At 61.4% G+C, this 26862-nt stretch carries 22 protein-coding genes and 1 pseudogene; 20 read left to right on the top strand and 3 right to left on the bottom strand.

Going from position 1 to position 26862, the window contains the following annotated elements; all coding sequences use genetic code 11:
- Positions 1–11 precede the first annotated feature (11 nt).
- From tssH to CKW24_RS26540, 10 genes are all read left to right on the top strand, one after another.
- A complete protein-coding gene (gene tssH, locus CKW24_RS26585; RefSeq protein ID WP_095171733.1) occupies positions 12–2630 on the top strand; it encodes a type VI secretion system ATPase TssH in 2619 nt (872 codons plus the stop codon).
- Between the two features lie 10 nt (positions 2631–2640).
- Positions 2641–4158, top strand: coding sequence for a sigma-54-dependent Fis family transcriptional regulator (locus tag CKW24_RS26580; protein WP_095171731.1), 1518 nt, complete (start codon positions 2641–2643; stop codon positions 4156–4158).
- Positions 4159–4245: 87 nt separating this feature from the next.
- A complete protein-coding gene (locus CKW24_RS26575) occupies positions 4246–4386 on the top strand; it encodes a type VI secretion protein (protein WP_095171729.1) in 141 nt (46 codons plus the stop codon).
- Positions 4387–4403: 17 nt separating this feature from the next.
- A complete protein-coding gene (gene tagH / locus CKW24_RS26570) occupies positions 4404–5600 on the top strand; it encodes a type VI secretion system-associated FHA domain protein TagH (RefSeq protein WP_095171728.1) in 1197 nt (398 codons plus the stop codon).
- 5 nt (positions 5601–5605) lie between these two features.
- Positions 5606–6106: a type VI secretion system lipoprotein TssJ gene (tssJ, locus tag CKW24_RS26565; protein WP_095171726.1), complete on the top strand. Its 501-nt coding sequence runs from the start codon at positions 5606–5608 to the stop codon at positions 6104–6106.
- Positions 6107–6108: 2 nt separating this feature from the next.
- Positions 6109–7440 carry a type VI secretion system baseplate subunit TssK gene (tssK, locus tag CKW24_RS26560; RefSeq protein ID WP_095171724.1) on the top strand — a complete coding sequence of 444 codons (1332 nt, stop codon included), beginning with the start codon at positions 6109–6111 and terminating at the stop codon, positions 7438–7440.
- 5 nt (positions 7441–7445) lie between these two features.
- Positions 7446–8321 carry a type IVB secretion system protein IcmH/DotU gene (gene icmH / locus CKW24_RS26555; RefSeq protein ID WP_095171722.1) on the top strand — a complete coding sequence of 292 codons (876 nt, stop codon included), beginning with the start codon at positions 7446–7448 and terminating at the stop codon, positions 8319–8321.
- Between the two features lie 13 nt (positions 8322–8334).
- On the top strand, positions 8335–11862 hold the full coding sequence (gene tssM / locus CKW24_RS26550) for a type VI secretion system membrane subunit TssM (RefSeq protein WP_177440719.1): 3528 nt from the start codon (positions 8335–8337) through the stop codon (positions 11860–11862).
- A 2-nt stretch (positions 11863–11864) separates the two neighbouring features.
- A complete protein-coding gene (locus CKW24_RS26545) occupies positions 11865–12590 on the top strand; it encodes a PP2C family serine/threonine-protein phosphatase (RefSeq protein ID WP_095171746.1) in 726 nt (241 codons plus the stop codon).
- Positions 12587–13594: a serine/threonine-protein kinase gene (locus tag CKW24_RS26540; RefSeq protein WP_162530194.1), complete on the top strand. Its 1008-nt coding sequence runs from the start codon at positions 12587–12589 to the stop codon at positions 13592–13594. Before CKW24_RS26545 ends, CKW24_RS26540 begins: the two co-directional genes overlap by 4 nt.
- 200 nt (positions 13595–13794) lie before the next feature.
- On the opposite strand, the gene CKW24_RS26535 is transcribed toward CKW24_RS26540, so the two are convergent.
- Positions 13795–14913, bottom strand: coding sequence for a succinylglutamate desuccinylase/aspartoacylase family protein (locus tag CKW24_RS26535; protein WP_095171717.1), 1119 nt, complete (start codon positions 14911–14913; stop codon positions 13795–13797).
- 249 nt (positions 14914–15162) lie between these two features.
- On the opposite strand from CKW24_RS26535, the gene CKW24_RS26530 reads away from it, so the two are divergent.
- The 9 genes from CKW24_RS26530 (at position 15163) to CKW24_RS26490 (ending at position 24280) form a co-directional block, all read left to right on the top strand.
- Entirely contained in the window at positions 15163–16764 is a 1602-nt protein-coding gene (locus CKW24_RS26530; protein ID WP_095171715.1) for a 5-guanidino-2-oxopentanoate decarboxylase, read from the top strand.
- A 34-nt stretch (positions 16765–16798) separates the two neighbouring features.
- Positions 16799–18382 (top strand): peptidase M20, encoded by a 1584-nt coding sequence (locus CKW24_RS26525; protein WP_095171714.1) that lies wholly within the window; start codon positions 16799–16801, stop codon positions 18380–18382.
- 49 nt (positions 18383–18431) lie between these two features.
- Positions 18432–19247: an ABC transporter ATP-binding protein gene (locus tag CKW24_RS26520; protein ID WP_269467580.1), complete on the top strand. Its 816-nt coding sequence runs from the start codon at positions 18432–18434 to the stop codon at positions 19245–19247.
- A 52-nt stretch (positions 19248–19299) separates the two neighbouring features.
- A complete protein-coding gene (locus CKW24_RS26515; RefSeq protein ID WP_095171712.1) occupies positions 19300–20076 on the top strand; it encodes a transporter substrate-binding domain-containing protein in 777 nt (258 codons plus the stop codon).
- 36 nt (positions 20077–20112) lie between these two features.
- Positions 20113–20826 carry an ABC transporter permease gene (locus CKW24_RS26510; RefSeq protein ID WP_095171710.1) on the top strand — a complete coding sequence of 238 codons (714 nt, stop codon included), beginning with the start codon at positions 20113–20115 and terminating at the stop codon, positions 20824–20826.
- Between the two features lie 12 nt (positions 20827–20838).
- Positions 20839–21528 (top strand): ABC transporter permease, encoded by a 690-nt coding sequence (locus CKW24_RS26505; RefSeq protein ID WP_095171708.1) that lies wholly within the window; start codon positions 20839–20841, stop codon positions 21526–21528.
- Between the two features lie 49 nt (positions 21529–21577).
- The gene (locus tag CKW24_RS26500; protein WP_095171706.1) at positions 21578–22759 is read left to right on the top strand and encodes a pyridoxal phosphate-dependent aminotransferase; all 1182 of its coding nucleotides are present in this window, start codon (positions 21578–21580) and stop codon (positions 22757–22759) included.
- Positions 22760–22916: 157 nt separating this feature from the next.
- Entirely contained in the window at positions 22917–23837 is a 921-nt protein-coding gene (locus tag CKW24_RS26495) for a LysR substrate-binding domain-containing protein (RefSeq protein WP_095171704.1), read from the top strand.
- Positions 23838–23914: 77 nt separating this feature from the next.
- Positions 23915–24280 carry a 5-carboxymethyl-2-hydroxymuconate Delta-isomerase gene (locus CKW24_RS26490; protein ID WP_095171702.1) on the top strand — a complete coding sequence of 122 codons (366 nt, stop codon included), beginning with the start codon at positions 23915–23917 and terminating at the stop codon, positions 24278–24280.
- Positions 24281–24295: 15 nt separating this feature from the next.
- On the opposite strand, the gene CKW24_RS26485 is transcribed toward CKW24_RS26490, so the two are convergent.
- Together CKW24_RS26485 and CKW24_RS26480 are read right to left on the bottom strand one after the other, a co-directional pair.
- Positions 24296–25231 (bottom strand): LysR family transcriptional regulator, encoded by a 936-nt coding sequence (locus CKW24_RS26485; protein WP_095171700.1) that lies wholly within the window; start codon positions 25229–25231, stop codon positions 24296–24298.
- A gap of 102 nt (positions 25232–25333) precedes the next feature.
- Entirely contained in the window at positions 25334–26518 is a 1185-nt protein-coding gene (locus CKW24_RS26480; RefSeq protein ID WP_095171698.1) for a cyanate transporter, read from the bottom strand.
- Positions 26519–26737: 219 nt separating this feature from the next.
- Here CKW24_RS26480 and CKW24_RS28530 point away from each other — a divergent pair.
- Positions 26738–26862, top strand: a pseudogene (locus CKW24_RS28530) (IS110 family transposase); the annotation flags it as partial.

Raw genomic sequence — 26862 nt, 5'->3', positions numbered from 1 at the left:
ACAGATGACAAATAATTAACGTAGACCTACAGCAACTCATCCAGGCGCTGGATGCCGAAACCCGTCGTGACCTGGAAAGTTCCGCCGAACGCTGTGTGGCTCGTGGCGGCAGCAAGATCCTCGTCGAGGACCTGCTGCTGGGTTTGCTGGAGCGTCCGCAAGGCTTGCTTGCCCGTGCGCTGCTGGATGCTGAAGTAGACGCTGGTGAACTCAGTGCAGCGCTGCAATCACGGGTCGAGCACAGCGCTTCGCGCAACCCGGTGTTCGCCCCGGAACTGGTGCAGTGGCTGCAAGACGCCTTGCTGGTTGCCAACCTTGAACTGGGCCAGACCCAGGTCGAACAGGCTGCACTGATTCTCGCGTTGTTACGTAACCCGATGCGCTACGCCGGCAGTCGCTACCAACTGTTGCTGGCCAAATTGAATATCGACCGCCTGAAAGAGTTCGCTTTATCCCGGAAAGAGCCGTCGGCCACCGGTAAATTGAACGTGTCGAGTGAGTTCCTGCTGCAACGCTTTACCCACAACCTGACCCAGCAGGCCCGCGACGGCAAACTCGACCCGGTGTTGTGCCGCGACGGCGCGATCCGGCAGATGGTTGACATCCTTGCTCGGCGACGCAAGAACAACCCGATTGTTGTTGGCGAAGCTGGCGTCGGTAAAACGGCCATCGTCGAAGGCCTGGCCTCGCGTATTGCTACTGGTGAAGTGCCGCAAGCGTTGAAAGGCGTCGAATTGCTGTCTCTGGACATGGGCCTGTTGCAAGCCGGCGCCAGCGTCAAAGGGGAATTCGAACGTCGCCTAAAAGGTGTGATTGATGAAGTCAAAGCGTCGCCGAGGCCAATCATCTTATTCATCGACGAAGCCCATACCTTGATAGGTGCGGGCGGCAATGCCGGTGGCTCTGACGCCGCCAACCTACTTAAGCCAGCGTTGGCCCGAGGAGAGTTACGCACCATCGCTGCGACTACCTGGGCTGAGTATAAAAAGTACTTTGAGAAAGACCCTGCCCTGGCCCGTCGATTCCAGCCAGTGCAACTGCACGAACCGACCGTCAGCGAGGCGGTGACCATTCTGCGTGGCCTTGCTCAGGTTTATGAGAAGAGCCACGGTATCTATTTACGTGATGACGCGGTGGTCGCCGCTGCCGAGTTGTCCGCTCGTTACCTGGCGGGTCGTCAACTGCCGGATAAAGCCGTCGACGTACTGGACACCGCCTGCGCTCGTGTGCGCATCAGCCTCGCAGCCGCTCCGGAAAGCCTGGAACGGCTGCGTGGTGAGCTGGCAGAGGGTGGCCGCCAACGTCAGGCCCTGCGCCGCGATGCCGAGGCCGGCTTGCTGATCGACCACGAAGCGCTGGATGCGCTGGAAGAACGTCTGGAAGAAGCTGAAACCAAAATGGTCACGCTGGAAACCCTCTGGACCGAACAGAAAACATTGGCTGAGCATCTGTTGGATCTGCGCCAAAAATTGGCCAAGGCCCGTGAAGCCGCCAACGTTGTGGTCGAAGAAGACGTTGAAGACACCTTAGGCGAAGCGCAAAGCGTCGAAACCCTGGAAGCTGCACTCAACGAAACTCACAAAGCCCTGACCGAGTTGCAAGTCAAAGAGCGACTGGTGAGCTTCGAAGTCTGCCCGCGGCTTGTGGCTGAGGTGGTCAGTGCCTGGACCGGCGTACCGCTGGCGCAACTGGCCCGTGAGCACAATGCCAAGGTTGCCAGCTTCGCTACTGACCTGCGTACCCGCATTCGTGGTCAGGAACAAGCCGTTCACGCCCTTGATCGCTCGATGCGCGCTACCGCCGCCGGCCTGAACAAGCCCGATGCGCCCGTGGGGGTGTTCCTGCTGGTTGGCCCAAGTGGCGTCGGCAAGACCGAAACGGCATTGGCCCTCGCTGATTTGTTGTACGGCGGTGATCGTTTCATCACCACCATCAACATGTCCGAATTCCAGGAGAAACATACCGTTTCGCGCCTGATCGGTGCGCCACCAGGCTACGTCGGCTATGGCGAGGGCGGCATGCTCACCGAAGCGGTGCGCCAGAAACCGTATTCCGTCGTGCTGCTCGATGAAGTCGAGAAGGCCGACCCGGACGTGCTCAACCTCTTTTACCAAATCTTTGACAAGGGCGTAGCCAACGACGGCGAAGGGCGCGAGATCGATTTTCGCAATACGCTGATTTTGATGACCTCTAACCTGGGCAGCGACCACATCAGCGAACTCTGCGAAAACGGCGCACGGCCATCGGCTGAAGTCCTCGAACAAACCATTCGCCCGGTGCTGAGCAAGCACTTCAAACCGGCACTGTTGGCGCGGATGCGTGTGGTGCCCTATTACCCGGTCGGGGGGCAGGTGCTACGCGAACTGATCGAAATCAAACTCGATCGTTTGGGCGAGCGCCTGAACCGTCGCCAACTCGACTTCACTTATTCACAGCACCTCGTCGACCACCTGGCCGAGCGCTGCACCCAAAGCGACAGCGGCGCACGCCTGATCGACCATTTGCTGGACCTGCATGTGCTGCCGTTGGTGGCTGACCGTTTGTTGGACGCGATGGCCACTGGCGAAAGCCTCAAGCGTGTGCACGCAACGCTTGACGGCAACGCCAGCGTGATCTGCGAGTTCGCCTGAGGTGGGTGTGATGTTCACTCAAGTGCCGCAACCTCTGGTCTATGCCGAAGCCTTACTTGTGCAGTTCGCCAGCCTGTCGCGCGCGACGGATGGAACTGCGCTGCTGGGTGACTTCGTGCGCGGTCTGGCCGAGCTCAGCGGGTGTGAATTGGCACAACTGTACCTGCTGGACGCTACCCACACCTGTCTGGAGATGAATGCGGAGTGCCTCAATGGCAACCTGCAGCCCCGGGAAACTGCGTGCTTGCCGGCGGATTACAACGGCGAGCAGCTGCTGCAGTTTGCGCTGTGCCAGAACCGTGTAGTGTGCATTGGTGAATTGAGCGGCAGTCTGCACGAGACCAGTTTCCTGCCGAGCCAGGCGAGGCTGTGGGAATCACTGCTGTGCGTGCCGCTGGTCAATCAGCAGAAATCTGTGGAAGGGTTATTGCTGTGTGCCAGCCATCAGCACATCGAACTGCAAGGCTTCGCCGATTCGTTTGGTCGACTTGGCTCGTTCGTGCTGGGCCATTTGCATTTGCTGCAGCGTTTACGATGGCCGAGCGGCAGCACATCGCCGGCACCGCTCGCCGCTCCGAGCACCAGCGGTTATGGCCTGACGGGTAAAAGCGCAGCCATGCGTCAGGTCTATTCACTGATCAGCAAAGTCTTGCACAGCCCTTACACCGTGCTGCTGGGTGGCGAAACGGGTACAGGCAAGGAAGTGGTAGCCCGGGCGATCCACGAATGCGGACCGCGTCGTTCCCAGGCGTTTATCGTGCAGAACTGCGCGGCGCTCCCGGAAAACTTGCTGGAAAGCGAGCTATTCGGTTACCGCAAAGGCGCCTTCACGGGTGCTGACCGTGACCGATCCGGGCTGTTCGACGCAGCCAACGGCGGCACCTTGTTGCTTGATGAGGTCGGTGACATGCCATTGTCGCTGCAAGTCAAGCTGTTGCGGGTTCTGCAAGAGGGAGAGGTTCGTCCTCTGGGCTCCAACGACACCCACAAAATTGACGTGCGCATCATTGCCGCGACACATCAGGACTTATCGGTGCTGGTCAGCCAAGGGAAGTTTCGCGAGGATTTGTACTACCGTCTCGCGCAGTTCCCTATTGAGCTACCGGCCCTGCGCCAACGCGAAGACGATATTCTCGACTTGGCACGACACTTCGCCAACAAGGCCTGTACGTTCTTGCAGCGTGATGAGGTGGGTTGGTCCAACGAAGTGCTGGATCTTTTGGGCCGTTACGCATTCCCCGGCAACGTGCGTGAACTCAAGGGTTTGGTCGAGCGTGCGGTGCTGCTCTGCGAAGGCAATGAGTTGCTGGTGGAGCACTTCTCCCTGCGTATGGACACCGCACCGGAGGTCAAACGGCTGAACTTGCGTGAACGGTTGGAGCAGATCGAGCGCAGCCTGCTGATCGATTGCCTGCGTAAGAACGACGGTAACCAAACCCTCTCTGCTCGCGAACTCGGCCTACCACGGCGCACATTCCTTTACCGCCTCGGACGCCTGAACATCAACGTGGGAAATGTCGATGGGTAGGCCCAATACGCCCGATTTCAATCCCCCCGCTTTTAACAGCCTTAACCGTAAAGGCCGGCGCTTTGTGCCGCCCCTGGAGACCCTCTGATGTCTATTCGTCACTGGCACGCCGTCCTTCTGACAGCTGTCGTTCTATGTGGCCTCGGTGGCTGCAGCGGCAATTACAAATACAACGACAACACCTATCGCCCATTGGGCGATCCGCAGGCGGTCAATCGCGGCAAGTGACCGCAAGGAGCATCACCATGGAACTGGTTTTCGAAATGCTGAACACCAAGCAGTTCGTACCTACGCAGCTGTGCCAGAAGACCTTCAAACAGGCCGGCGGCGTGATTGGTCGGGGGGAAGATTGCGACTGGATCATTCCGGACCGCAAGCGTCACCTGTCCAACCATCACGCGTTGATCAGCTACCGCGAGGGCACGTTTTTCCTGACCGATACCAGCAGCAATGGAATCCAGAATAGTACCAGCGGCGCACGCTTGCACAAGGGCGATACGGTACGTATCGAGCACGGCAGCGTATACGTGCTGGGTGATTTCGAGATCCGTGCACGGCTAGTTCACGCCCTGGCGACTTGCGATGTGGAGGTCGGTCGTCCGCAAGCCGCTGGCAGTATCATTCCTGATGATGCGTTCCTCGACCTCGACCCGCTGAGTGCTCTAGACCAGCAGGAACGTGTGTATTCGGAAATCGACGAGATGATCTCGCCGAGCACGGTGCCGGAAGACACCCGTCAGCGCGCCGACTATGCGCGCATCGACATGGAAAGCCTCATGGTGCCGGAGCTGGTCGATGCCCCGGCCGAACCTGCGCCCGCCCCGGCTGCGAAAGCAGTCGAGCGTCAGAGCGACGGTTTCTGGGAAAAGTTTGCTGGCGCCCTGGGTGTGGATCTCAACGGCCTTGACCACGATGCCCGCGAAGCCCTCGCGCTGAACGCTGCACGTCTGCTCAAGCAAAGTGTTGGCGGTTTGCAGCAGAGCCTGCGCACCCGCAGCGAGCTAAAAAACGAACTACGCCTGGCCCATACCATCGCTCAGGGCACCAACAAAAACCCGTTGAAGTTCGCCGTTGATGCCGGTGAAGCGCTGAGCATTCTGTTGCAGCCGAACAAGCCAGGGCAGTTACCACCTGAACAGGCTATATCTCGTGCCTTTCGCGATTTACAGGCGCATCAGGTCGCCTTGCTTACGGCCAGCCGCGCCGCCGTTCGCTGCACCTTGGAGCACTTCTCGCCGCAACGGCTCACCCTGCGTTTCGAGCGAGACAACAAACCGTTGCTCGCCACGTCCGGCAGCCGCTGGAGGGCTTACGGTCGCTATCACCAGGCCCTGCGTCAGGACGATGACTGGAGCGAACGCTTGCTGGCCCGCGACTTCGCCCAGGCTTACGAAGAACAGATCCGCCTGATTTCCACCCTTCACACCGACCACCAAGGATGATGCGCATGTCTCGCCGCCCGACTGTTTTTTTTAAGGCGCTGACTGCGCTGACCACCTTGGTATTGCTGGGCGGTTGCTCAACGCTATCGCCGTATTCGCACGTCACCAAACTCAATCTGAAGTTGACGGCCAGCGACCAGTTGAACCCGGATCTCAACGGTCGCCCGTCGCCGATTGTCGTACGTCTGTTTGAACTCAAGCACCCGGTGGCGTTCGAGAACGCGGATTTTTTCAGCCTGTACGAGCGCGCCAAGGAATCCCTGGCTCCCGATATGGTCGCGACCGAGGAGCTTGAGTTGCGTCCGGGAGAAACCGTCGAATTCAAGCTCAATGTCGAGGAGGGTAGCCGCTATGTCGGTGTCCTCGCCGCCTACCGGGACCTGCCGGATACCAAATGGCGCTACACCCTGCAAGTCGCCCCGGAGGAAGTCACCGACGCCGACCTGACGCTCGACCAGAGCGGCATTCGCAACACCCATGAATTGCTAGTCAAGGCGGCTGACTGACCATGAACTCCCATAAAGTCATTTGGCAGGAAGGCATGTTGCTGCGTCCGCAGCACTTCCAGCACAACGATCGCTACTACGACCACCAGATGAAGACCCGCACCCAATTGCTGGGCAGCTACATCTGGGGCTTCCTCAACCTGGACATCGACTTGCAGTTCCTCAACATGGGCAAACTGGTGATTAGTCAGGCATCGGGGATTCTGCCGGACGGTAGTCTGTTCGAGTTGGGTGGTAACACCGAGCCGTTGGCCCTGGACGTGCCACCGAACACCGGCAACACGCCAATCTATCTGGCGTTGCCGCTGGTCACCGGCAACCACATCGAGTCCCGTCGCCCGGAGCAGTCCGACGTGCTGGCGCGCTATACCGCGTACAAAGCGGAAGTAGCCGACTCCAACGCTGGCGACGACTCCGCCAGCCAGGTTAGCTGCGCTCGACCGGACTTCAAGCTATTGCTCGGCGAGCAGCAGAGCGATCAGGCGTACGTGAAGCTGAAGATCTGCGAAGTACTCGATACCACGCCGGACGGCGTAATCAGCCTCGACTCGGAATTCGTACCAACCTACATCCAGGCGCACGCCTCCAGCTACTTGCTGTCGTGCCTTAAGGAAGTAATTAGCATGCTCGGCAACCGCGGGGACGCCATTGCTGACCGGATCCGTTCCAATGGCAAGGTGGGTGGCGCAGAAGTCGGCGACTTTATGATGCTTCAACTGATCAACCGTACCGAACTACTGCTGCGTCACTACCTCAGCCTGGAACAGGTGCATCCGGAAGAGTTGTACCGCACGCTGCTGACCATGCTCGGCGATCTGGCGACATTCTCCAGCGAAAGCAAACGTCCTCGTCTGGACAGTCGTTACCAGCACAGCGATCAGGGTGCAAGCTTCCGTAAATTGATGGACGCGATCCGTCAGGTGTTGTCGATGGTGCTGGAACAGCACGCCATTGAGTTGGAGTTGCAAGCACGTCAATACGGGATCATCGTCTCGCCATTGCACGACCACAAACTACTAGGTTCTGCCTCGTTTGTACTGGCGGCGAGTGCCAACTGCGACTCCGAAGAACTGCGCCATCGCTTACCGGCGCACCTCAAGGTCGGCCCGGTGGAGCGTATTCGTCAACTGGTCAACCTGCACCTGCCAGGCATCAAGGTCAAACCGTTGCCTGTGGCCCCGCGGCAGATTGCGTTCCACTCCAACAAAACCTACTTCATTCTCGAACTCAGCTCCGAAGACTTGGCGCAACTCGAACGCTCCGGCGGTTTCGCGTTCCACGTGTCCGGCGAATTCGCCGAGCTTGAACTGAAATTCTGGGCCATCAGGAACTGACCGACATGATCAAGAATACGGAATACAGCCAGGACGATAGAACCGTCCTGCTCGACCGTCAGGGCCACGGCCCGGCGTCGAGTCCGATGACGGACTTTGCTGCGCCTCCACGCTTCGAGCAGCTTGAAAAACGCATGATCTACGCTGCGCGCTTGCGCCCGGCCGAAGCGTTCAATATCAGTCTGAACTCGCTGGTGGCTGCTGCCTCAGAATTATTGTCTGAAGTAGTGCGGCTCAAGCACAGCAGCACCCGCGAAGACTTGCTTGTTCTCAACGAGCGACTGACCACCGGGCTGAAATTATTTGAAGTCAGCGCCTTGCACAATGGCGTAGAAAGCAGCCAGGTGATGGCTGCCCGTTACGTGCTCTGCACCGTGGCTGACGAAGCTGTCGTCACCACGCCGTGGGGTAACGAAAGCGAGTGGTCGCAAATGAGCCTGCTCAGCAGCTTTCACAACGAAACCTTCGGTGGTGAGAAATTTTTCCAGTTGCTTGATCGGCTGTCGAAAAATCCGGTCAAGCACCTGCCGATGCTGGAGTTGATGTACCTGTGCCTGTCTTTGGGCTTCGAGGGCAAGTACCGCGTACAGGCTCGCGGCATGCTCGAACTCGACGGCATCCGCGACGCCTTGTATCGCCAGATCCGCCAGTTGCGCGGTGATGTACCACGCGAGTTATCACCGCACTGGGAAGGCCTGAGCGATCAGCGTCGCAGCCTGGTACGTATCGTGCCGGCGTGGATGGTGGTGCTGTTCACCTTTGTTTGCCTAGTGGTGATGTATTCGGGCTTCGCCTGGGTACTGGGCGAGCAACGCGATACCGTTCTGCAGCCTTATCAGTCGTTTGATCCGGCAGCGGCCCAGCCGCAGTCGCAGCCGTAAACAGGGACGCGTGATGAAAAAGCTTTTCAAGAAAGTCGGTGAATTCTTGCGCAAGACCTGGGTCTGGACGCTGCTGCTGGTGCTGTTTGTCGCGCTGTTGGTGTGGTTCGCCGGGCCGCTGCTGGCGGTTGATGACTACAAGTTTTTGGAAGACTCGACCTCCCGCTTGCTGACCATCAGTGTGCTGTTCCTGTTCTGGGGCCTGACCATGGTCTTTGTCAGTTGGCGCGCGGGTGTTCGCAAAAAAGCCATAGAAGACACGGAGTACGGCCAGGATCGTATCCGCCGCGAAGAACAGATCGACGAAGACCAGAAAGAGTTAAGGACGCGTTTCAAAGACGCGCTGAAAACCCTGAAGACGTCGAGCCTGTATCGTGGTCGCAGCGAACGCTGGCGCAGTGATTTGCCGTGGTACGTGCTGATTGGTCCGCAAGGCAGTGGAAAAACCAGCTTGCTGGACTTCTCGGGGCTTGAGTTTCCGATCAACAAGATTGATCGAAAACTGACCCGCGATACCCTCGGCACCCGTCACTGTGACTGGTATTTTGCCGATCACGGCGTGCTGATCGACACCGCTGGCCGTTACTTGACCCAGCCAGATGCCGACGTCGATGGCAGTGCCTGGAGCACGTTGCTCGACCTGCTGCGCAAGCGTCGCCGCAATCGTCCGCTAAACGGTGTACTGGTGACCATCCCGGTGGAAACCCTGTTGGGCGGCAGTGAACAGGAGCTTGAAACCCTGGCCCGCCAAGTGCGTGCGCGCTTGCAAGATGTGCATCAGAAATTGCACGTCGATGTGCCGATTTACCTTGTATTGAGCAAGGCTGATCGCCTGCTTGGTTTCGATGAGTTCTTCGACCAATTGACTCGCGAAGAAAGCGATCAGGTGCTCGGTACCAGTTTCCGCAAGGATCAGAGCGGCACTGATGTGACGGTGCTGCGCACTGAGTTCGAAGCGTTGCTGCATCGCCTCAACAGCCAGGTGATCATGCGCATGTACCAGGAGCGTGATACCCAGCGCCGTGGCCGCATCCTCGACTTCCCGCATCGACTGGGGAAAATCGGCGAGCGTCTGTGCCTGTTCGTCGATATGGCGTTCACCGGAAACCGCTACCAGCGTGTAAGCCAGTTGCGCGGTTTCTACTTGACCAGCGCACCGCATCTGACTGAGGAAATGGACGCAACCACCGCAGGTATCGGTGCCAACCTGGGCATGAACGCCGGCGTGTTGCCGACGCTGCGCAGTGGCCATTCGCGCTTCATCCACCATTTACTCAGTCGGGTAATTTTCCCTGAGGCCGATCTTGCAGGCCTGGACAAACGCGAACGCAGCCGCATCCACTGGGGCCAGCGTGCACTGTACGTGGGCGCACTGGCCGCACTGACGCTATTGGGCATGCTCTGGGCGGGCGGTTTCTCCGCGAACTACGAGCGCCTGGAAAGCCTGCGTAACCTGGCACAAACCTGGAGCCAACAGAGCTCGACCCTCACCACCCGTGATGACTCCATGGCGGTGCTCAAGACCCTCGACACCCGCTACGCGGCTACTCAGGTGTTCCCAAAAAAAGGCGATGTGGGTTACTACGAACGTGGAGGTCTGTATCAAGGTGAAGACGTTAATCCGATGGTTAAGACTGCCTATGAACGTGAGCTTGAAGGACAGCTATTACCACGGGTCGCGACCCTGCTAGAAGGGCAGATTCGCGCCAATATGAAGGACCGCGAACGCCTGCTCAATAGCCTGCGTGCGTACCTGATGTTGAATATGAAGGATCGCCGCGACGGGCCATGGCTCAAGGACTGGGTTGCCACCGAATGGTCCCAGCGATACACCGGCAACACCACTGTGCAAAACGGCTTGAACAGCCACTTCGAGCGCTTGCTACAACAGCCGTTTATCTATCCGCTTAATGATCAGTTGGTGGCTCAGGCGCGACAGGTTTTACGCAGTGAGTCCCTGGCTAACGTGGTATATCGGATGCTGCGCGAGCAGGCCCGTAGCCTGCCGGAATACCGTTTAAGCCAACATCTTGGCCCACAGGGGCCGCTGTTTGTTGGCACCGATTACGTGATCCCGGGGTTCTACACCCAACAGAGCTATCAGCAGTATTTTTCGGTTAAGGGCTCGATGCTGGTTACCGATATCCTGAGTGACAACTGGGTACTGGGTGAAGGCTCGAGTATCAGTGGTATGGACTTACGTCGCCTGATGGTCGAACTCGAGCAGCTGTATTTTCGCGACTACGCCAACTACTGGGGTGAGGCAGTGGGCCGGATCGCGCTGCCGGCCATCAACGATTTTAGTGACGGCGCGGAGCAATTGGCTGGCCTGACATCTGCCAATTCACCGATCCTGCAACTGCTAGTGGAAGTGCGTGAAAACACCCGATTCCCAGTAGTCGCTGACACGGCAGATGACGCCGCCGATGCGGCAGGGAAACTGGCAGATAAGGGCGGTAAGCTCGGAAAACTAGCGGTCACCGCGGCCGGCAAGGCGGCTGACGCCTTGGTGAAAAAATTGCCGGACACCGCGAAGAAGTCCCTGCAAAGTCGCTTTGAGTCGCTGCACCGCTTGCTGGATGACAACAACGGCCCAACCGCTGACCTGATCCCGGCCCTGACCGCCCTAAATGACCTGCAAATGCAGATGGCCAGCCTGGCCCGTGCCAGTTCACCAGAGCAAGCCGCGTTCGAAATGGCCAAGACCCGCATGAGTGGCCAGCGTGATGCGCTGAGCAACCTGCGCAATGCGTCGGGCCGTCTGCCGCGCCCGGTGAGTGTGTGGTTCAACGTATTGGCTGAAGACACCTGGCGTCTGGTACTCAGCGATTCTTATCGATATCTGAATCAGCGCTATCAGAGTGAACTGTATAGCTTCTACGGCAAGGCGATCAGCAAGCGCTATCCGTTCAGCGCCCACAGCGCCAGCGACGTAGCGATCAGCGACTTCCGCGAGTTTTTCAAGGCCCGGGGGATTGCCGACCGCTTCTTCGACAGCTACCTGCGTCCGTTTGTCAGCGGTGATCCGGGTAACTACCGCATGCGCAGTGTCGATGGTCACAGTCTACCGATCTCCAAGGTCTACCTTGATCAGATGGCCGCCGCGCTCGTGATCCGCCAGAGCTTCTTCGCCGATAACCCAGCCGAACCTCAGGTGCAGTTCAAACTGGAGCCTTACACCCTCGACCCGGCTGTCAGCCGTTCCGAGTTCAAGTTTGGCGACAAGACCATCGAATACCGTCATGGCCCGATAGTACCGGTGTCGTTCAGATGGCCAACCGACGCTGAAGACGGGCGTACCAGCCTGGTGCTCGACAAAATGGTCGGTCGCCCGCTGGGTATCGAGAAGAACACCGGCCCTTGGTCGTTGTTCCGTCTGTTTGATTTGATGCAGACCGAATACCTGACCGGCCGTGACGTGCTGGTGCTCAAGGCTGACGTAGGAGGCCTGCGCGCCAATTACTTGCTGACCAGCCAGCGCACGCCAAATCCGTTCGACATGGGCGTGCTGCGTACCTTCCGCATGCCGGTGCAGCTTTGACGCTGGTGGCCGGCCCATGGCGCAGCGCAGCACGCACCGATGCCGGCAAGGTTCGGGCGCGCAACGAAGATGCTTTTCTGGACGCCCCACAGCAGGGGTTGTGGGTGGTTGCGGACGGCATGGGCGGTCATCAGCGGGGCGATATCGCCAGCCAGTTGATCGTCGCCAGTCTGGCGGAACTGCCAATGCAGGATGATTTCGACGAACGACTCAAAGGCATTCGCCAGTGCCTGCACTGGCTCAACCGTCGTTTGGGTCAGGAGTTGACCGTCACCGCCGGGCGCCACGACAGCATCATGGGCAGCACCGTGGTGGCGTTGCTGGTGGAAGGCAATCGTGCGGCCTGTATCTGGGCCGGCGATAGCCGTTGCTACCTGTGGCGCGGCCAGCGTTTGTATCAGCTCTCCAAGGACCATTCACTGCAACAACAACTGATCGACGAACAGCAAATGAGCGTCGAACAGGCCAAGGCCCATCCTGCCGCATATGCCTTGACCCGAGCGGTCGGGGCGGCGGAGCAATTGACCCTGGATGTGCTGGAGCTTGAGATCTGTCCCGGCGATGCGTTCTTGCTCTGCAGCGATGGCCTGTACCAAGGACTCGGCAGCGATGCACTCGGCGACGCCTTGAGCCTGACCGCGCCGCAGGTTGCGCTGGATCGTTTGTTTAACGGCGCACTGCGTGGCTCGGCCCGAGACAACCTGACAGCTGTAGTGATCCGGCAATGACTGAACACATGCGACCGATCGACGACCTGCTGGAGAGCGAGGCGCAGGACAGCAACCTGACCTACTTTGCGTTCGCCAAGTCGTACAAGGCTGAAGCCGTGCTAGCGCCAACCAGGGCTACCATCGGTGAAATACCCGATGTGCTGGCAGGCCGTTACCGCATCGAGCGCTTGCTCGGTGCCGGTGGCATGGGCGCGGTTTACCGTGCACGAGACTTGCTGAGCGAACAGTTCGGCGAACCCGACCCTTACGTCGCGCTGAAAGTTCTCAGCGAAGAATTTTCCGAGTCGCCGGACGCCAGTGCGTTGCTCTACAACGAGTTCGCCCTGACCCGGCGCCTGCGGCACGACAACGTGTTGCGTTTGCACACTTTTGAGGTGGACACTGACTGCCAGCGTGCCTTCGTCACCATGGAGTTCATGCGTGGATTGACCCTGGATAACTTACTCTGCGAGCGCCCCCAAGGCCTGCCGTGGGAGGAATTACGCGACATCGTGCTGCCGCTGCTCGATGCACTGGCCTACTCCCATGCTCGCGGCGTGTTGCATGGTGATATGAAGCCAAGCAACGTGATGCTCAGCGAAGAAGGCGTTCGCCTGTTTGACTTCGGTCTCGGTCAAGCGGAGAAGGGCATCCTGCCCGGCCTGCCGCACTTGAGTCGCGAGCGCTTCAATGGCTGGACGCCGGGCTACGCTGCGCCAGAATTGCTCGACGGCCAAGCGCTGTCGGCCAGTGCCGACGTGTACGGCGTGGCTTGTGTGATCTACGAATTGGCGGAAGGCAAGCCCCCGTTCCGTCGTTTGCCCTCGACCCGGGCACGCAATGAGCATCTGGAGCGCGAGTTGCGTACACCTCAGAACTTACCGAAACACTGCTGGCCAGCCCTGCGAACGGCATTGGCTTTCGATGTGGCGGACCGAACGATCACTGCCAAACAATTGCGTGACGCTTTCGCTGTCACTTCGTCTTGGCTGCAACGCTTGACGCATTGGCGTAACGGATGACTACGTGATGCATTACTTCCTTGTCGAGCTTCGGTTTCCAGCTCATAACCCGAGCGTTCCGTCAGGTCTCGGTAGAACTCCAAGACTTCACGAGGCGATTCAAACCCCTGGCCCGCCTGACCCGACCGCGAAGCCCCCTGGCACAGCCTGCCAACGCATTGTAGGACCGAGCAACGATCTCAAACACACCACGCACCTCATCACGCCGAAACCACCACCCCACCCGCCAACGGCACCGCTCCCGCCACCTTGCACAGCTCCACTCCCGTCGCGGCAAAGCGGATGGCGCTGCGCATGTACATCACTCCGCTTGTGGTGCTGCACACCACCTGGGTCGTGCCGCTGATGGGGTCAATGATGTGGACCACCGGTTGCTCGCACTCGATCCAGGCTCCCGGGCTGTGCAGGAACACCACCAGCCCGGCGCACGGGGCGCGTAGGGTCAGGGAGCCGTCGAAGGGGGTGATGGGCTGGAGCAGGGCGGGTAGCGGCGGCGCGGTGCCGGCGAGCAGGCCGCGGTGTTGCAGGAAGGCGTAGAGCGCGGCGGCGTCCTGGCTGGCCAGTGGGTGCTCGACTTGCGCTTCGCCCCGCAGCTCGACGGTGGCGGCGACGCAGCCGGGGGGAATCGGGAAGCGGTCGGCGAACTGTTGCGCCAGGCGCCACCAGGGTTGACCGCAGGCTTCATCGAACGAGCCGGCACCGGTGCCGCTGGCCAGCAGGGTGGCCTGGGCACCAATGTAGCGGGCCAGGGGTTCGAGTTGGGCCTGATAGGGGGTTTCGCCGTACAGGTGGACCACCGCCTGGGCGTCGCAATGCAGATCAAGGACGAAGTCGGCGTCGTGGGCCAGCAGCAATTGCGCCTGGCGCAGGGAGTCGAGCTCGCTGCCCGGCAGCATCCCGTGCAAGGCCGCGGCCATGGCGCGGCGAATCAGCTGCAGGTTGTGTTGCGGATCGTCGTTGAGCTCATCACCAAGCTGCGCCTGGATCATCTGCGCCAGGTCCAGGTAACGCCGGTTGAAGTTCTCGCCACTGTTGAAGTCAAAACGGCCCATGGCATCGTGCATCAGCGTCTGTTCCAGGCCGATCGGGTTGGCGATCGGCACCAGCACGATTTCCCCGAGGATCTCGCCACGGGCCTCGGCCTCGTCCAGCAGCAAACGCAAATGATGCAGCGCGAGCATGCCGGGCAACTCGTCGGCGTGCAGGCTGGCTTGCAGGTACACCTTGCCGGCGCGCCCGGGCTGACCGTAATGCAGGCTGATCAGCTGGCGCTGGGTGCAGGGATTGCGGGTCAAGAGGGGCTGGTGCCGGACGTGCATGTTGTCTTCCTTATGGAGGCCGTCGCAGCATCTTTATGAAAATGCCCAACCCCCACAATCGAATAATTTGCCCATCACTGGTGAGCAATATGATCCTTTCGCCCCCTCATCGACGGTCGATCTGTTCAATTAAATTGGACAAAGACGCAAATTTATTTCGATTGATGTAATTGTTTTGTCACCAATACTAGAGCCCTCGAATCAGGCCGCGCATGCCTGACATAACCATAACAATACAGAGGTGCTCGCATGACCAGTTGTGCCCAGGCGCTCGTCCAGTTACTCGAAGGCTACGGCGTGGAGTCGGTGTTCGGCATTCCCGGCGTGCACACGGTCGAGCTGTATCGCGGATTGCACGGCAGTTCGCTGCGCCACATCAGCCCACGGCACGAACAGGGCGCCGGCTTCATGGCCGACGGTTATGCCCGCGCCAGCGGCAAGCCCGGGGTGTGCTTCATCATTACCGGCCCCGGCATGACCAACATCCTCACCGCCATGGGCCAGGCCTACGCCGACTCAGTGCCGATGCTGGTGATCTCCACCACCAGCCGTCGCGAACACCAGCGCCTGGGCCATGGCTATCTGCATGAAATGCCCGACCAGCGTGCCGTCGTCTCCGGGGTTTGCGCCTTCAGCCATACCCTGCAACGCCCGCAGGAATTGCCCGAAGTGCTGGCCCGTGCCTTTGCGCTGTTCAGTTGCGCGCGGCCACGGCCGGTGCATATCGAAATCCCTCTCGACGTGCTGGAGATGCCGGCCGATGGCCTCGACCTGCGCCCGCGCACCTTGCCGCAAGCCCCGGCCCCGGCCGCACTGAACATCGACGCGGCGGTGCAACTGCTGGCTGCCGCGCGTAAGCCGCTGATCCTTGCCGGTGGCGGTGCCCGGCGTGCTGGCCCGTTGCTGCAAGCGCTGGCCGAGCGGCTGCAGGCCCCCGTGGCCCTGACCACCAATGCCCGTGGCCTGCTGGCGCCGGAGCATCCGTTGCTGCTCGATGGCGTGCAGTCGTCGGCCCATGGCCGGGCGCTGTTTGCCGAGGCGGATGTGGTCCTGGCGGTCGGCACCGAACTGGGCGAGACCGACTACGACTTCTTTGGCCTCGGGCCGCTGGTCTTGAATGCACCGCTGATTCGCCTCGACATCGACCCACTGCAGATTCTCGGCGCGGCCCGTGCCGATGTCGGTTTGCTGGGGGACGCCGGGCAAGGTCTGCAGGCGCTCTTGAGCGCCGTGCCCGAGCGCCCGGCCAGTGACTGGGCCGGCCTTGGCGTGGCGCGGGTCAATGCCGCCGAGCGTGCGAGCTGGAGCCCCAAGCAAAACGTCATGCAGCAGATGCTCGACACCCTGCGCGACAGCCTGCCGGCGCCGATTGTGGTCGGCGACTCGACCCAGCCGGTGTATCAGGGCGCGTTGGGCTACCGGGCGCCGCAAGCCAACAGCTGGTTCAACGCCGGCACCGGTTTCGGCACCTTGGGCTACGGCTTGCCGGCGGCGATCGGCGCCAAGCTGGCGATGCCCGAGCGCCCGGTACTGGCAGTGGTGGGGGATGGCGGGGTGCAGTTCTCCAGCGCCGAGTTGATCGCCGCGCGTGAGGCCGAGGCAGGGGTGATCGTGGTGCTGTGGAACAACCACTGCTACGCCGAGATCCGCGACTACATGACCGCCCGCGAGATCCCGCCACTGGGCGTCGACATCCTGCCGCCGGACTTCGCCGCGCTGGCCAAGTCCTGCCACGTCCAGCACCAGTCCGTTAGTAGCCGCGAGCAGTTGCGCGAAGCGCTGATCCGCCTGGCCGACACCCACCAGCCGGTCCTGCTGGAACTGGACGCCGCAGCCTTCCTGTCTGCCTGAGCATCAATTCGCCGAATCTGTGGGAGAGAGCCGCATGGAATTGCAGAAAAGATTTGCCCGTAAATGGATCGACCAGCACCGCCAGCAGTTGTCTGATTGGCACCAGATCATCTGGCACTACGCGGAACCGGCGTTTCGCGAGTACAAGTCCTGCGCCTGGTATGTAGAGCTGCTGCGCAAGGAAGGCTTCACCGTGGAAGAGGGCAGTGGCGGCATGCCGACCGCCTTCTGCGCCACCTTCAGCAACGGCAATGGCCCAGTGTTGGCGACCTATGCCGAGTACGACGCGGTCCCTGGCAATTGCCAGGCCGCGACCACCCGCAAGATGCCGCGTGACGGCCTGTCGCGGTTTGCCCCCGGGCACACCGACCCGCATTCGGCACTCGGCATCAGTGCCCTGGGTGGGGTGCTGGCGGCCAAGGCGGCGATGCTCGAGTTTGGCATCCAGGGCACCATCCGCTTCTTCGGTGAGCCGGCAGAAAAGCTGCGCGCCTCCAAGCCGGTGCATGCCGCCAAGGGTTACTACGACAACCTGGATGCGGCCATCAGTTTTCACCCCACCTACATGCTGCCGCTGAACAACACCACCACCTGGGATACCCATTGCGGAATCGCCTACGCCTACATCTACAGTTTCACCTGCGAAGACCCGCAGAACTGGATCGCCGCCGACCGCTACAGCCCCATCCCGCAGAACCACCTGGCAGCCCGCGCGCCGGGGGCCAACGATGCGCTGATGCACTTCTACAACCTCAATGAAAGCCTGCGCCGTTCGACCCTGCCGTTCACTGGCCTGTGGAGCTACAACGAAGCCATCCTCACTGCCGGCCAGGCCACCGCCGACAACCTGCCGCCGCACCTGTCGCAGATCCAGTACCTGCTGCGTTGCGACTCGATCGAGCAGGCCGAAACCATTTCCTCGGTGATGGACAACAACGCTGCCGCCGCGGCGATGGCCACCGGTTGCCAATGGAAAAAGACCTGGGTGTGCAAGTCCCGTGGCGGCCTGGCCAACCATGTGCTGGCCCAGGCCACCTACGACAACCTGGCCGCCATCGGTGCGCCGCAATGGGGCCTGGAAGCCTGCGAGATCGCCCGCGACATTCAGCGCAACCTGGGCCTGGAACCGATGGCCGAACCCTTCCTGCCAGCCATCGAACAATTGATCGAGCCGCAGGAGTGCGAACGCCAGATGCGCCTGCAAATGCCGGCCTGGCAGAAGTACCTGACCTCCGACGACTACCCCGAATACACCTGGCATTGCCCGACCGTGCGCCTGCTCGTCGCGCGGCCGATGCTCTCTGCGCCCGCCGGCCATGTCTACCCGGACTGGGTCTCCAACGCCCTGGGCGGCATCCCGCATACCATCGACCCGATGATCGACGTGGCGGCCAAAACCATCGCCAGCACCTTGCTCGACCTGTTCTGCAACGACGACCTGCTGGCGGCAGCCAAGGCCGAGTTCAACCAGCGCACCGGCGGTGGCATCGGTGGTGAGCATTGGCAGGCGCCCCTGTTGCCCGCCGACTTCCAGGCGCCGCACCGTTTCCGCTGGCCGGAGTACATCACCACCGTACGCGGTGAGGAGTGGTGGATTCCGGCGCGCGAGGACGAGTAATGCCCCGCAGCCCTGTGTACCGCATCCCCCAGTATTCGAGGAGCCAGACGTGCAAGCACTCACCAACGTGAACATCCCGCAGCCGGCAGCGGACACCTCGGTCGTCGCCATCGACGACCTGCACAAAAGCTACGCCGACCACCACGTCCTCAAGGGCATTTCGATGCGCGCCAAGGAGGGCGAGGTGGTCTCGCTGATCGGCTCCAGCGGCTCGGGCAAGAGCACGCTGCTGCGCTGCATCAACCTGCTGGAAATTCCCTGCAGCGGCAGCCTGCGCATCAATGGCGAAGAAGTACGCCTGAAGACTGGACGCCATGGGGTCGCGCAGGTCGCCGATCCGCGTCAGGTCGAGCGCCTGCGCACCCGCCTGAGCATGGTGTTCCAGAGCTTCAACCTGTGGCCGCACCGCACAGTGCTGGAGAACGTCATCGAAGCCCCGGTCTATGTGCTCGGTGAGGACCGCAAGGAAGCCACCGCCCACGCCGAGCAACTGCTGGAAAAAGTCGGCCTGATCGACAAGCGCAATGCCTACCCGGCGTTTCTGTCCGGCGGCCAGCAACAGCGCGTGGCCATCGCCCGGGCCCTGGCCATGCGCCCGCAAGTGATGCTGTTCGATGAGCCGACCTCGGCCCTCGACCCGGAGCTGGTAGGCGAAGTGTTGCGGGTGATCCAGGGCATCGCCGAGGAAGGCCGCACGATGATTCTGGTGACCCACGAAATGGCCTTTGCCCGGGATGTGTCGAGCAAGGTGATTTACCTGCACCAGGGCCGGGTCGAGGAAGAAGGTCCGCCCCAACAGGTACTGCTGGATCCGCGCAGCGAACGCTGCCGGCAATTTGTCATGGCCCAGGACAACCGCGGGTAATCGCGCCGGTTTTTTCAACCTCGATAACAACAACCTGAAAGAGGCACCCTGCATGAAAAAAACTCTGTTGGTTACCCTGCAAGCCTGCTTGCTGGCCGGCATCGCGAGCAGCGCGATGGCCGCGGACAAACTGGTGTTCGGCATCGCCCTGGAACCCTATCCGCCGTTCTCGTTCAAGAGCGGCAAGGGCGATTGGAGCGGCTTCGAGCCGGAGATGATCACCGCCGTCTGCGCCCGCATGCAGGCCGAATGCAGCCTCAATGAAATGTCCTGGGACGGTCTGATCCCGGCGCTCAAATCGCAGCAGGTCGACGTGGTGCTCAACTCCCTGTCGATCACCCCCGAGCGTCAACAGGTGATCGACTTCACCCAGCCGTACTTCTTCACCCGCGCCCTGTGGATCGGCGAGCGCAACCTGGAACTGGACCCGACCCCGGCCGGCCTCAAGGGCAAGATCATCGGCGTGCAGGGCTCCACCACCCACGCCGCCTTCGTCAAGAAGTACTACGCCGAGGACTCGACCATCCGTTACTACAACGACCAGGACGACCTCCTCGCCGACCTGCGCAGCGGACGTGTCGACATCATGCTGGCCGACCAGTTGGTGGTCGAGCCGCTGCTCGAACTGCCAGACAACGCCATGCTCGCGAGCAAGGGCGTGGCTCCGCTCGACCCCTTGTTCGGTGACGGCGTGGGTGCGGGCGTGCGCAAGGGCAACGATGCCCTGCGTGAACGTCTGAACGTGGCCCTGCAATCGCTGCGAACCGACGGCAGCTACGAAAAAATCCGTGAGCGCTATTTCAAGACCGATATCTCGGCCCTCGAGTAAGCCGGTACCTCAAGCAAACCCAGCGAAGGTGTGCTCATGACTGTTTCTGAAATTTCCCGGCTGTTTTTTGCCGACGGTTGGCTCCAGGCCCTGGCGCAGGGCATGGTGAAAACCCTGGGTATTTCCCTGGGCGCCTTTGTCCTGGGTCTGTCTATCGGCCTGATCGTGGCCATGGTCAAACTCAAGGGACCACGCTGGATGGTGGTCTGTGCCAATTGCTACACCACGCTGTACCGCGCAGTGCCGGAGCTGTTGCTGATCCTGCTGCTGTATTACGCCGGTGCCGACCTGATCAACCTGACGATGGCGGCGCTCGGTCAACCGAGTGTCGAGATCAACGGGTTCATGGCCGCCGTGGTGGTGCTGGGCATTGTGCAGGGCGCGTACTCGGGGGAGATCATCCGCGGGGCGATCGAATCGATTCCCCACGGCCAGATCGAAGCCGCGCGCTCCTATGGCATCAATCGCTTGATGCTGGTGCGCCGGGTAATCCTGCCGAGCATGCTGCCGTTCGCCATCGCCGGCCTGTCCAACCTGTGGCTGGTGCTGGTCAAGGAAAGCGCGCTGATCAGCGTGGTCGGCTACAGCGAACTGCTGACCGCCGGGCGCCAGGCTGCGGCCTCGACCAAACACTACTTGCTGTTTTACCTCGCGGTCGCGGCGTTCTATTACCTGATCACGCTGGTTTCCAGTTCGGTGTTCCGGCAGGTCGAAGTTCGCTTCGAACGCTGGATGCCACGGCACTCATAGGGAAGGGCAGGCATGGACTTTCAGTGGTTGAGCAGTTTTTACAACGAGTTGGTCAAGGGTGCAGGGCTGACCCTGCAGCTGTTGCTGATCTCGGGTTTCTTCGGGTTCCTGATGGCGGTTGGCGTGGCCCTGGGGCGCCTATCGAAGAACCGTTTCCTGGCCAACGGCCTGCGGTTCTACACCAGCGTCCTGCGTGGCACGCCCTTGCTGGTGCAGATCTACGTGCTTTACTACGGCGTGGGTAGCCTGTTCGCTACCTTCCCGTTGATTCGCGGCAGCATGTTCTGGCCGTACTTGCGTGAAGGTTTCTGGTACGTTGCGTTTGCCCTGACCCTGAGCGTTTCGGCGTATGTCGGCGAAGTGCTGCGCGGTGGCTTGCGCGCAGTGCCGCGTGGCGAGCTGGAAGCGGGGCGGGCCTATGGCATGCGGCCCTGGCTGGTGCTGCGGCGAGTATGGATGCCGCGTGCCTTGCAGATGCTGCGCCCGACCCTGGCAGGGGAGAGCGTGATGCTGCTCAAGGCCACGGCGCTGGCCTCCACCGTTGCGGTCACCGACTTGCTCGGTGCGGCCAACCTGGTGCGTGCGCAAACGTTGCGAGTCTATGAGCCGCTGCTGGTGGTGGCGGTGATTTACATCATTCTGGCGATATTGATCGAACAAGGCTTTGCCCGTATCGGCAAAACGCCCCAACGACAGGCCTGACTTCACGCTGTGTTGATACGTCGGCCCGAGGGCTCACAAGGAGTTTTTCATGAAATATTCGTCCATGGTCCAGCGCATCAGCGGTGAGACGGTCAGCGCCTGGGACATTCACTACGCCGCGTGTGATGCCCAGGCCCGGGGTGAAGATGCCATCGTCCTGAGTATCGGCGATCCGGACTTCGCCACCGCCGACGAGATCTGCGCGGCCGCGATCCAGGCCCTGAACGAAGGCGACACTCACTACTGCCACGTGATCGGCCGCCCGGCCCTGCGCGAGGCGATTGCCGCCAAGCAGACGGCCTTGCTCGGCCAGCCGGTGTCCGCCGCCAACGTGGCCCTGGTGGCTGGTGCGCAGAATGGTTTGTACGCCACCGCCATGTGCCTGTTCGAAACCGGCGATGAGGTGCTGGTGCCGGCGCCGATGTACCTGACCTACGAGGCGAGCATCCAGGCCAGCGGTGCCCGCCTGGTGCCGATTGCCCAACCGGCGGAAAACGATTTCCGCTTGACCCTGGCCGCCATCGAGGCGGTGGTGACCGACAAGACTCGCGGCATCGCCCTGGCCACGCCCAACAACCCCACCGGCAACGTCTACACCCGCGAGGAACTGGAAGCGGTGGCCCTGGTGGCCCAGCGGCACAACCTGTGGGTGATCAGTGACGAGGTCTACGGCCAGCTCACCTACGATCGTGCGCACCAGAGCGTGGCGACCCTGGAAGGCATGGGCGAACGCACCGTGGTGCTCAACAGCCTGTCCAAGTCCCATGCCATGACCGGTTGGCGGGTCGGCTGGGTGGTCGGGCCACAGGAACTGATCGGCCATCTGGATAACCTGCTGTTGTGCATGCTGTATGGCTTGCCGGGCTTCATCCAGGCCGCCGCGTTGAAGGCGCTGGAGCTGGATGAGCAGGTGGTCGGCCAGGCGCGCGAGTTGTATCGCCGTCGGCGTGACCTGGTGGTCGCCGGGTTGCGCAACGTGCCGCTGCTCAAGTGCAAGGTGCCCGAGGCCGGCATGTTCATGCTGGTGGATGTGCGGGATACCGGCTTGTCGAGCACCGACTTCGCCTGGCAGCTGTTCCGCGCCACGGGTGTCTCGGTACTCGATGCCAGCGCCTTTGGGGCCAGCACCGCCGGTTTCGTGCGGATCTCCTTCACCGTCTCCGATGCCGCGTTGAGCGACGCCTGTGGGCGTATCGCCGGCTTTATCGAAGGGCTTCAAGCCCGCAACTGACGGTGGCTCATGGCACCCGGCGCCCCGAGTGAGCGGGCCGCCGGGTGTTGGCTAGCGGATGTTTGCCCACGGGTGTGCAATCAATCGTCGATGTCGATGGACGGCACTCCCCACGGCTTCCTAAACTGTCGCCAGTCTTGGGGACTGGGGGCGGTAGATGAATCGCAATGAACTGCGCAAGGCCGACATCAACCTGATGGTGGTGTTTGAAACGCTGATGCTCGAACGCAACGTGACACGCGCGGCGGAAAAGCTGTTTCTCGGCCAGCCCACAATCAGCTCGGCACTCAATCGCCTGCGAGTCATGCTCAACGACCCGCTGTTTATCCGGGTCGGTCACCGCATGGAGCCTACGGCGCGGGCCGAGGAGCTGATCCAGCATCTGTCTCCGGCGCTCGACGCCTTGTCTTCGGCCCTGAGCCTGACCCGCGAGTTCGATCCCGCCAGCAGCACCATGACCTTTCGCATCGGCCTGTCCGATGACGTCGAGTTCGGCCTGCTGCCACCGTTGTTGCGCGCCTTGCGCCAGGAAGCGCCGCAGGTGGTGTTCGTGGTGCAGCATGTTGACTACTGGCGGATTCCCGACTTGCTGGCGTCAGGCGATATCACCGTCGGCATCAGCCAGACCCGTGGCCTGCCTGCCAATGCCAAGCGCAAGTTGTTGCGCCACATCCAGCCCAGCATCCTGCGCGCCGATGCCTCGGACACGCCGCTGACCCTCGACGAATACTGCGCCCGGCCCCATGTGCTGGTTTCGCACACGGCCAACGTCAGCGGCTTTGCCGATGAGTGGCTGGCCGAGATCGGCCGCACCCGCCAGGTGGTGTTATCGGTGCCGCAATACAGTGCCTTGCCGGCCTTGTTGGCGGGCACCGACTTGATCGCCAGCCTGCCGGACTACACAGCCGCAGCCATGGCCGCCTCGGGGCAATTGTTCAAGGAGCCGTTCCCGTTCCACACCCCGACCCTGGACCTGTCCATGGTCTGGCTCAGCCATGTCGACACCGACCCGGCCGAGCGTTGGCTGCGCTCGCGCCTGGAAGCCTTCATGAGCGACCGCGGGGCGCCGCAGATCTAGGCCAATGTCGCAGATGGCGGTAGGAGCGGTCTGTGCTATACGTAGGCACTTTGATGGTTAACCCAAGGAGCACTGCAATGCCTCACCTGCACATGGAATACACCGACAACCTGCCAGGGCTCAACGCGGACGTGGCGCTGCTGCGTTTCAACCACGCGCTGGCCGGTTCCGGGCAGTTTGCCGATGAGTTCGACATCAAGAGTCGGGCCATGCAGGTAGGCGCATTCCGTGTAGGTACCGGCATGGGCGAGCGGGGCTTCGTGGCGTTGCGGCTGGCGATACTCAGTGGCCGTTCACCGGCGATCAAGAAGCAATTGTCCGATAGCCTGCTGGCGGTACTGCAAGACTTGTGCGAATGGCCGGCCGGGGTCGAGGTGCAACTGTCCGTCGAAGTCCTGGACATTGACCGCGAGTCCTACACCAAGACCGCCATCGGTCGCTGAGCCCCGCCGCACCCTTCAATCCAGCGGTTGCGCGACACAGGCCTCGATCACCTGCTGGCGCAACCAGGTGTTGGCGCTGTCCAGGTCGCCGGCCTCGCTCCACAGCATGTCCAGGCTGAACCTCGGCAGACCCTGGGGCGCCTCGTAATGACTGAACCCGGGTTCGCTGGCCAGCAACTGCTGGATACGCCGCGGCATGGCCAGCAGGTAATCGGTGCCGACAATCAACTTCAGCGCCGCACTGTAGCTGTTGGCGCGGGCGACAACCTGCCGTTTGTGGGCCTGCTGCGCAAGCCAGCCATCGACCATGTTGGTGCTGGACGTCCAGGGCGTGGGAAAGACATGCCGGCGCTGGGCGAAATCCTGCAGGCTGAAGCGCGGCGTCGGGTGCGGGGCGTGCTGGTCGACCACGCACACCAAGTCATCGGTGAGCAAAACCTGGGACTTGAAGTCACTGTGGTGCTGATGAAAATTAGGGCCGAAGCCGATCACCAGATCGATGCGGCCGTCGCGCAGTTCTTCGGCGGGAATCTCACTTTCGAGTTTGTGCACATTGATGGTCACCGGCAGGTCGACCTGGGCGAAGCGTCGCAGCAGGCGCGGCAGGACCAACTGTTCGAAGTACTCCGGGGCGCAGAGGTTGAAGGTCACGGCCCGCCGAGTCGGGTCGAACGCCTGGACCCCGGCATGGCACAGGTTGATGCTCTCGATGATCTGCAGCACATGGGGGTACATGCTGCTGGCCCGGTCGGTCGCGCGCATGCCGGTCCGGGTGTTGATGAACAACTCGTCCTCGAAACTGGTGCGCAGTTTCTTCAGGCAATAACTCACGGTGGACTGGCTGACGCACAAGGCGTCGGATACGCCGCTGACATTGCACTGTTCATACACCGCGATGAACACCATCAGGTCCTGCATATCGAGCTTGCGCAGCAAGTTACTGTTGAGCATCCATAACGTCCGTTCAGCGGCGTGTGCAGGTTGCGCACACGCCTGGACCAGGGATGCTAACGGAAGGCGCGGCTCAGGACCATGCGCCGCAGACTCGGCTGCTCAGTCGATGTGCCTGGCGTAGTGGCGTGGGTCGAAGCGCAGGACCATCAGCATCATCACCAGCACCACCGCGGTCAGGGCCCACCAGGCCCATTCGAAACTGCCTAGTTGATCGCGGATCATCCCGGCAATCAGCGGCGAAACCCCGGCAATCAGGTAGCCGATGCCTTGCACGAAGGCCGTCAGGCCGCCGGCGCGCTGGGGATGGTCGAGGTGGTCCAGCGAGACGATCAGGCTCATTGGAAACAGCCCGCCGATGCCCAGCCCCAAAAGGCACGGCCAGAGCAGGCTCAGGGACTCAGGGCTGAGGATCAGCCCGCAGAAACCGGCGACGATCAGGCCCAGCAACACCATCAGCACCAGGCGTTTGTCGCGGCTGCGGTTGGCCAGGGCCGGGGTCAGCAGGCCGGAGATCACTTCCATGGCAGTGAGAAACCCCAGCACCAGGCCGGCACTCTGTTCACTCCAGCCTTTCTCCACGTAGTAGGGCGCCAGCCATGCCAGCACGCAGGTGTAGGACGCCGTGCCCAGGCCAAAGAAGATGGCCAGCAACCAGGCGCGGGGATTACCGGCAAAGGACGTGTTGTTGACGGTTGGGTTGGCCTGGGGAGCGATGGCCGAACGTTGGGCGTACCAGAACAGCAAGGCGACAACCGCCAGTGCCGCCCAGATCGCCAGGCCGATGCGCCAACTGCCGGTGTTGATCATCACCAGGGGGGCGAATGAGGCGGCAATGGCTGCGCCGGCCATGATCGAGGTGACATACAGGCCCATGAACAGCGAGACGTTATCGCTGAAGCGGGATTTGATCAGGGCCGGCAGCAGTGCCTGGATCAGGGCGATGCCGATGCCGGCCAGGACGGCGCTGAAGATCAGTTCGGCGGCCGAGTCGAGGAATAACCGGGAGGCGGTGGCCAGGCCGATGATTAGCAACGACAGGACCACGGTGCGGTGTTCGCCCAGGTGGCGGCTGATGCGCATGCCGAAGAACATCGCCAGCCCCATGGCCATGACCGGCAGCATGGTGAGCAGGGCGGCGAGGCTGAAGCTCAGGGGGATGTCGCTGCGGATGCCGGTCAGTAGCGGGCCGATGGCGGCCATGGACGGGCGTAGGTTCAGGGCGACGAGAACGACGGCTAGCATCAGCCAGATCGCGGGGCGGGAGGTGGCACGTACGGTTTGCATAATCGGACCTTGGGGGGCTAGGGCTGGATTAGGCGGGTTGGGGGTGGGTGGCGGCAAATCAGAAAGTCTGCGGGGGGATTTAGAAATTAAATTTGTTGGGGGTGGGGGCCGGCCTGTTTTTTCTGGGGGAAGCGCATTTCTCTAATGAAATGGTTACCCCCGCCGCCCCCAGTGATAGCCCACTAAGCTTTCACTGGGGGCTCACCGGAGACCATTCTCATGAACAAAGTAGCTATCGCCGCCATCGACCTGGGTAAAAACTCCTTTCATCTTCACGCCCAAGATGAACGAGGTCATGAGCTTTACCGCAAAAAATTCACTCGCGTAGCACTTGTCCAACATTT

Origin of the sequence: Pseudomonas sp. Irchel 3H3, assembly GCF_900187635.1 — a bacterium.
In the GTDB taxonomy this organism is placed as follows: domain Bacteria; phylum Pseudomonadota; class Gammaproteobacteria; order Pseudomonadales; family Pseudomonadaceae; genus Aquipseudomonas.
Note: the sequence above shows the minus strand (reverse complement) of the source record. Positions and strands in the feature narration are given on the sequence as shown.

Excerpts from the sequence above, each read along its gene's own strand:
- CKW24_RS26580 (WP_095171731.1), top strand. The coding sequence starts at position 2,641 with ATGTTCACTCAAGTGCCGCAACCTCTGGTCTATGCCGAAGCCTTACTT.
- CKW24_RS26575 (WP_095171729.1), top strand. The coding sequence starts at position 4,246 with ATGTCTATTCGTCACTGGCACGCCGTCCTTCTGACAGCTGTCGTTCTA.
- tagH (WP_095171728.1), top strand. The coding sequence starts at position 4,404 with ATGGAACTGGTTTTCGAAATGCTGAACACCAAGCAGTTCGTACCTACG.
- tssJ (WP_095171726.1), top strand. The coding sequence starts at position 5,606 with ATGTCTCGCCGCCCGACTGTTTTTTTTAAGGCGCTGACTGCGCTGACC.
- tssK (WP_095171724.1), top strand. The coding sequence starts at position 6,109 with ATGAACTCCCATAAAGTCATTTGGCAGGAAGGCATGTTGCTGCGTCCG.
- icmH (WP_095171722.1), top strand. The coding sequence starts at position 7,446 with ATGATCAAGAATACGGAATACAGCCAGGACGATAGAACCGTCCTGCTC.
- tssM (WP_177440719.1), top strand. The coding sequence starts at position 8,335 with ATGAAAAAGCTTTTCAAGAAAGTCGGTGAATTCTTGCGCAAGACCTGG.
- CKW24_RS26540 (WP_162530194.1), top strand. The coding sequence starts at position 12,587 with ATGACTGAACACATGCGACCGATCGACGACCTGCTGGAGAGCGAGGCG.
- CKW24_RS26535 (WP_095171717.1), bottom strand. The coding sequence starts at position 14,913 with ATGCACGTCCGGCACCAGCCCCTCTTGACCCGCAATCCCTGCACCCAG.
- CKW24_RS26530 (WP_095171715.1), top strand. The coding sequence starts at position 15,163 with ATGACCAGTTGTGCCCAGGCGCTCGTCCAGTTACTCGAAGGCTACGGC.
- CKW24_RS26525 (WP_095171714.1), top strand. The coding sequence starts at position 16,799 with ATGGAATTGCAGAAAAGATTTGCCCGTAAATGGATCGACCAGCACCGC.
- CKW24_RS26515 (WP_095171712.1), top strand. The coding sequence starts at position 19,300 with ATGAAAAAAACTCTGTTGGTTACCCTGCAAGCCTGCTTGCTGGCCGGC.
- CKW24_RS26510 (WP_095171710.1), top strand. The coding sequence starts at position 20,113 with ATGACTGTTTCTGAAATTTCCCGGCTGTTTTTTGCCGACGGTTGGCTC.
- CKW24_RS26505 (WP_095171708.1), top strand. The coding sequence starts at position 20,839 with ATGGACTTTCAGTGGTTGAGCAGTTTTTACAACGAGTTGGTCAAGGGT.
- CKW24_RS26500 (WP_095171706.1), top strand. The coding sequence starts at position 21,578 with ATGAAATATTCGTCCATGGTCCAGCGCATCAGCGGTGAGACGGTCAGC.
- CKW24_RS26495 (WP_095171704.1), top strand. The coding sequence starts at position 22,917 with ATGAATCGCAATGAACTGCGCAAGGCCGACATCAACCTGATGGTGGTG.
- CKW24_RS26490 (WP_095171702.1), top strand. The coding sequence starts at position 23,915 with ATGCCTCACCTGCACATGGAATACACCGACAACCTGCCAGGGCTCAAC.
- CKW24_RS26485 (WP_095171700.1), bottom strand. The coding sequence starts at position 25,231 with ATGCTCAACAGTAACTTGCTGCGCAAGCTCGATATGCAGGACCTGATG.
- CKW24_RS26480 (WP_095171698.1), bottom strand. The coding sequence starts at position 26,518 with ATGCAAACCGTACGTGCCACCTCCCGCCCCGCGATCTGGCTGATGCTA.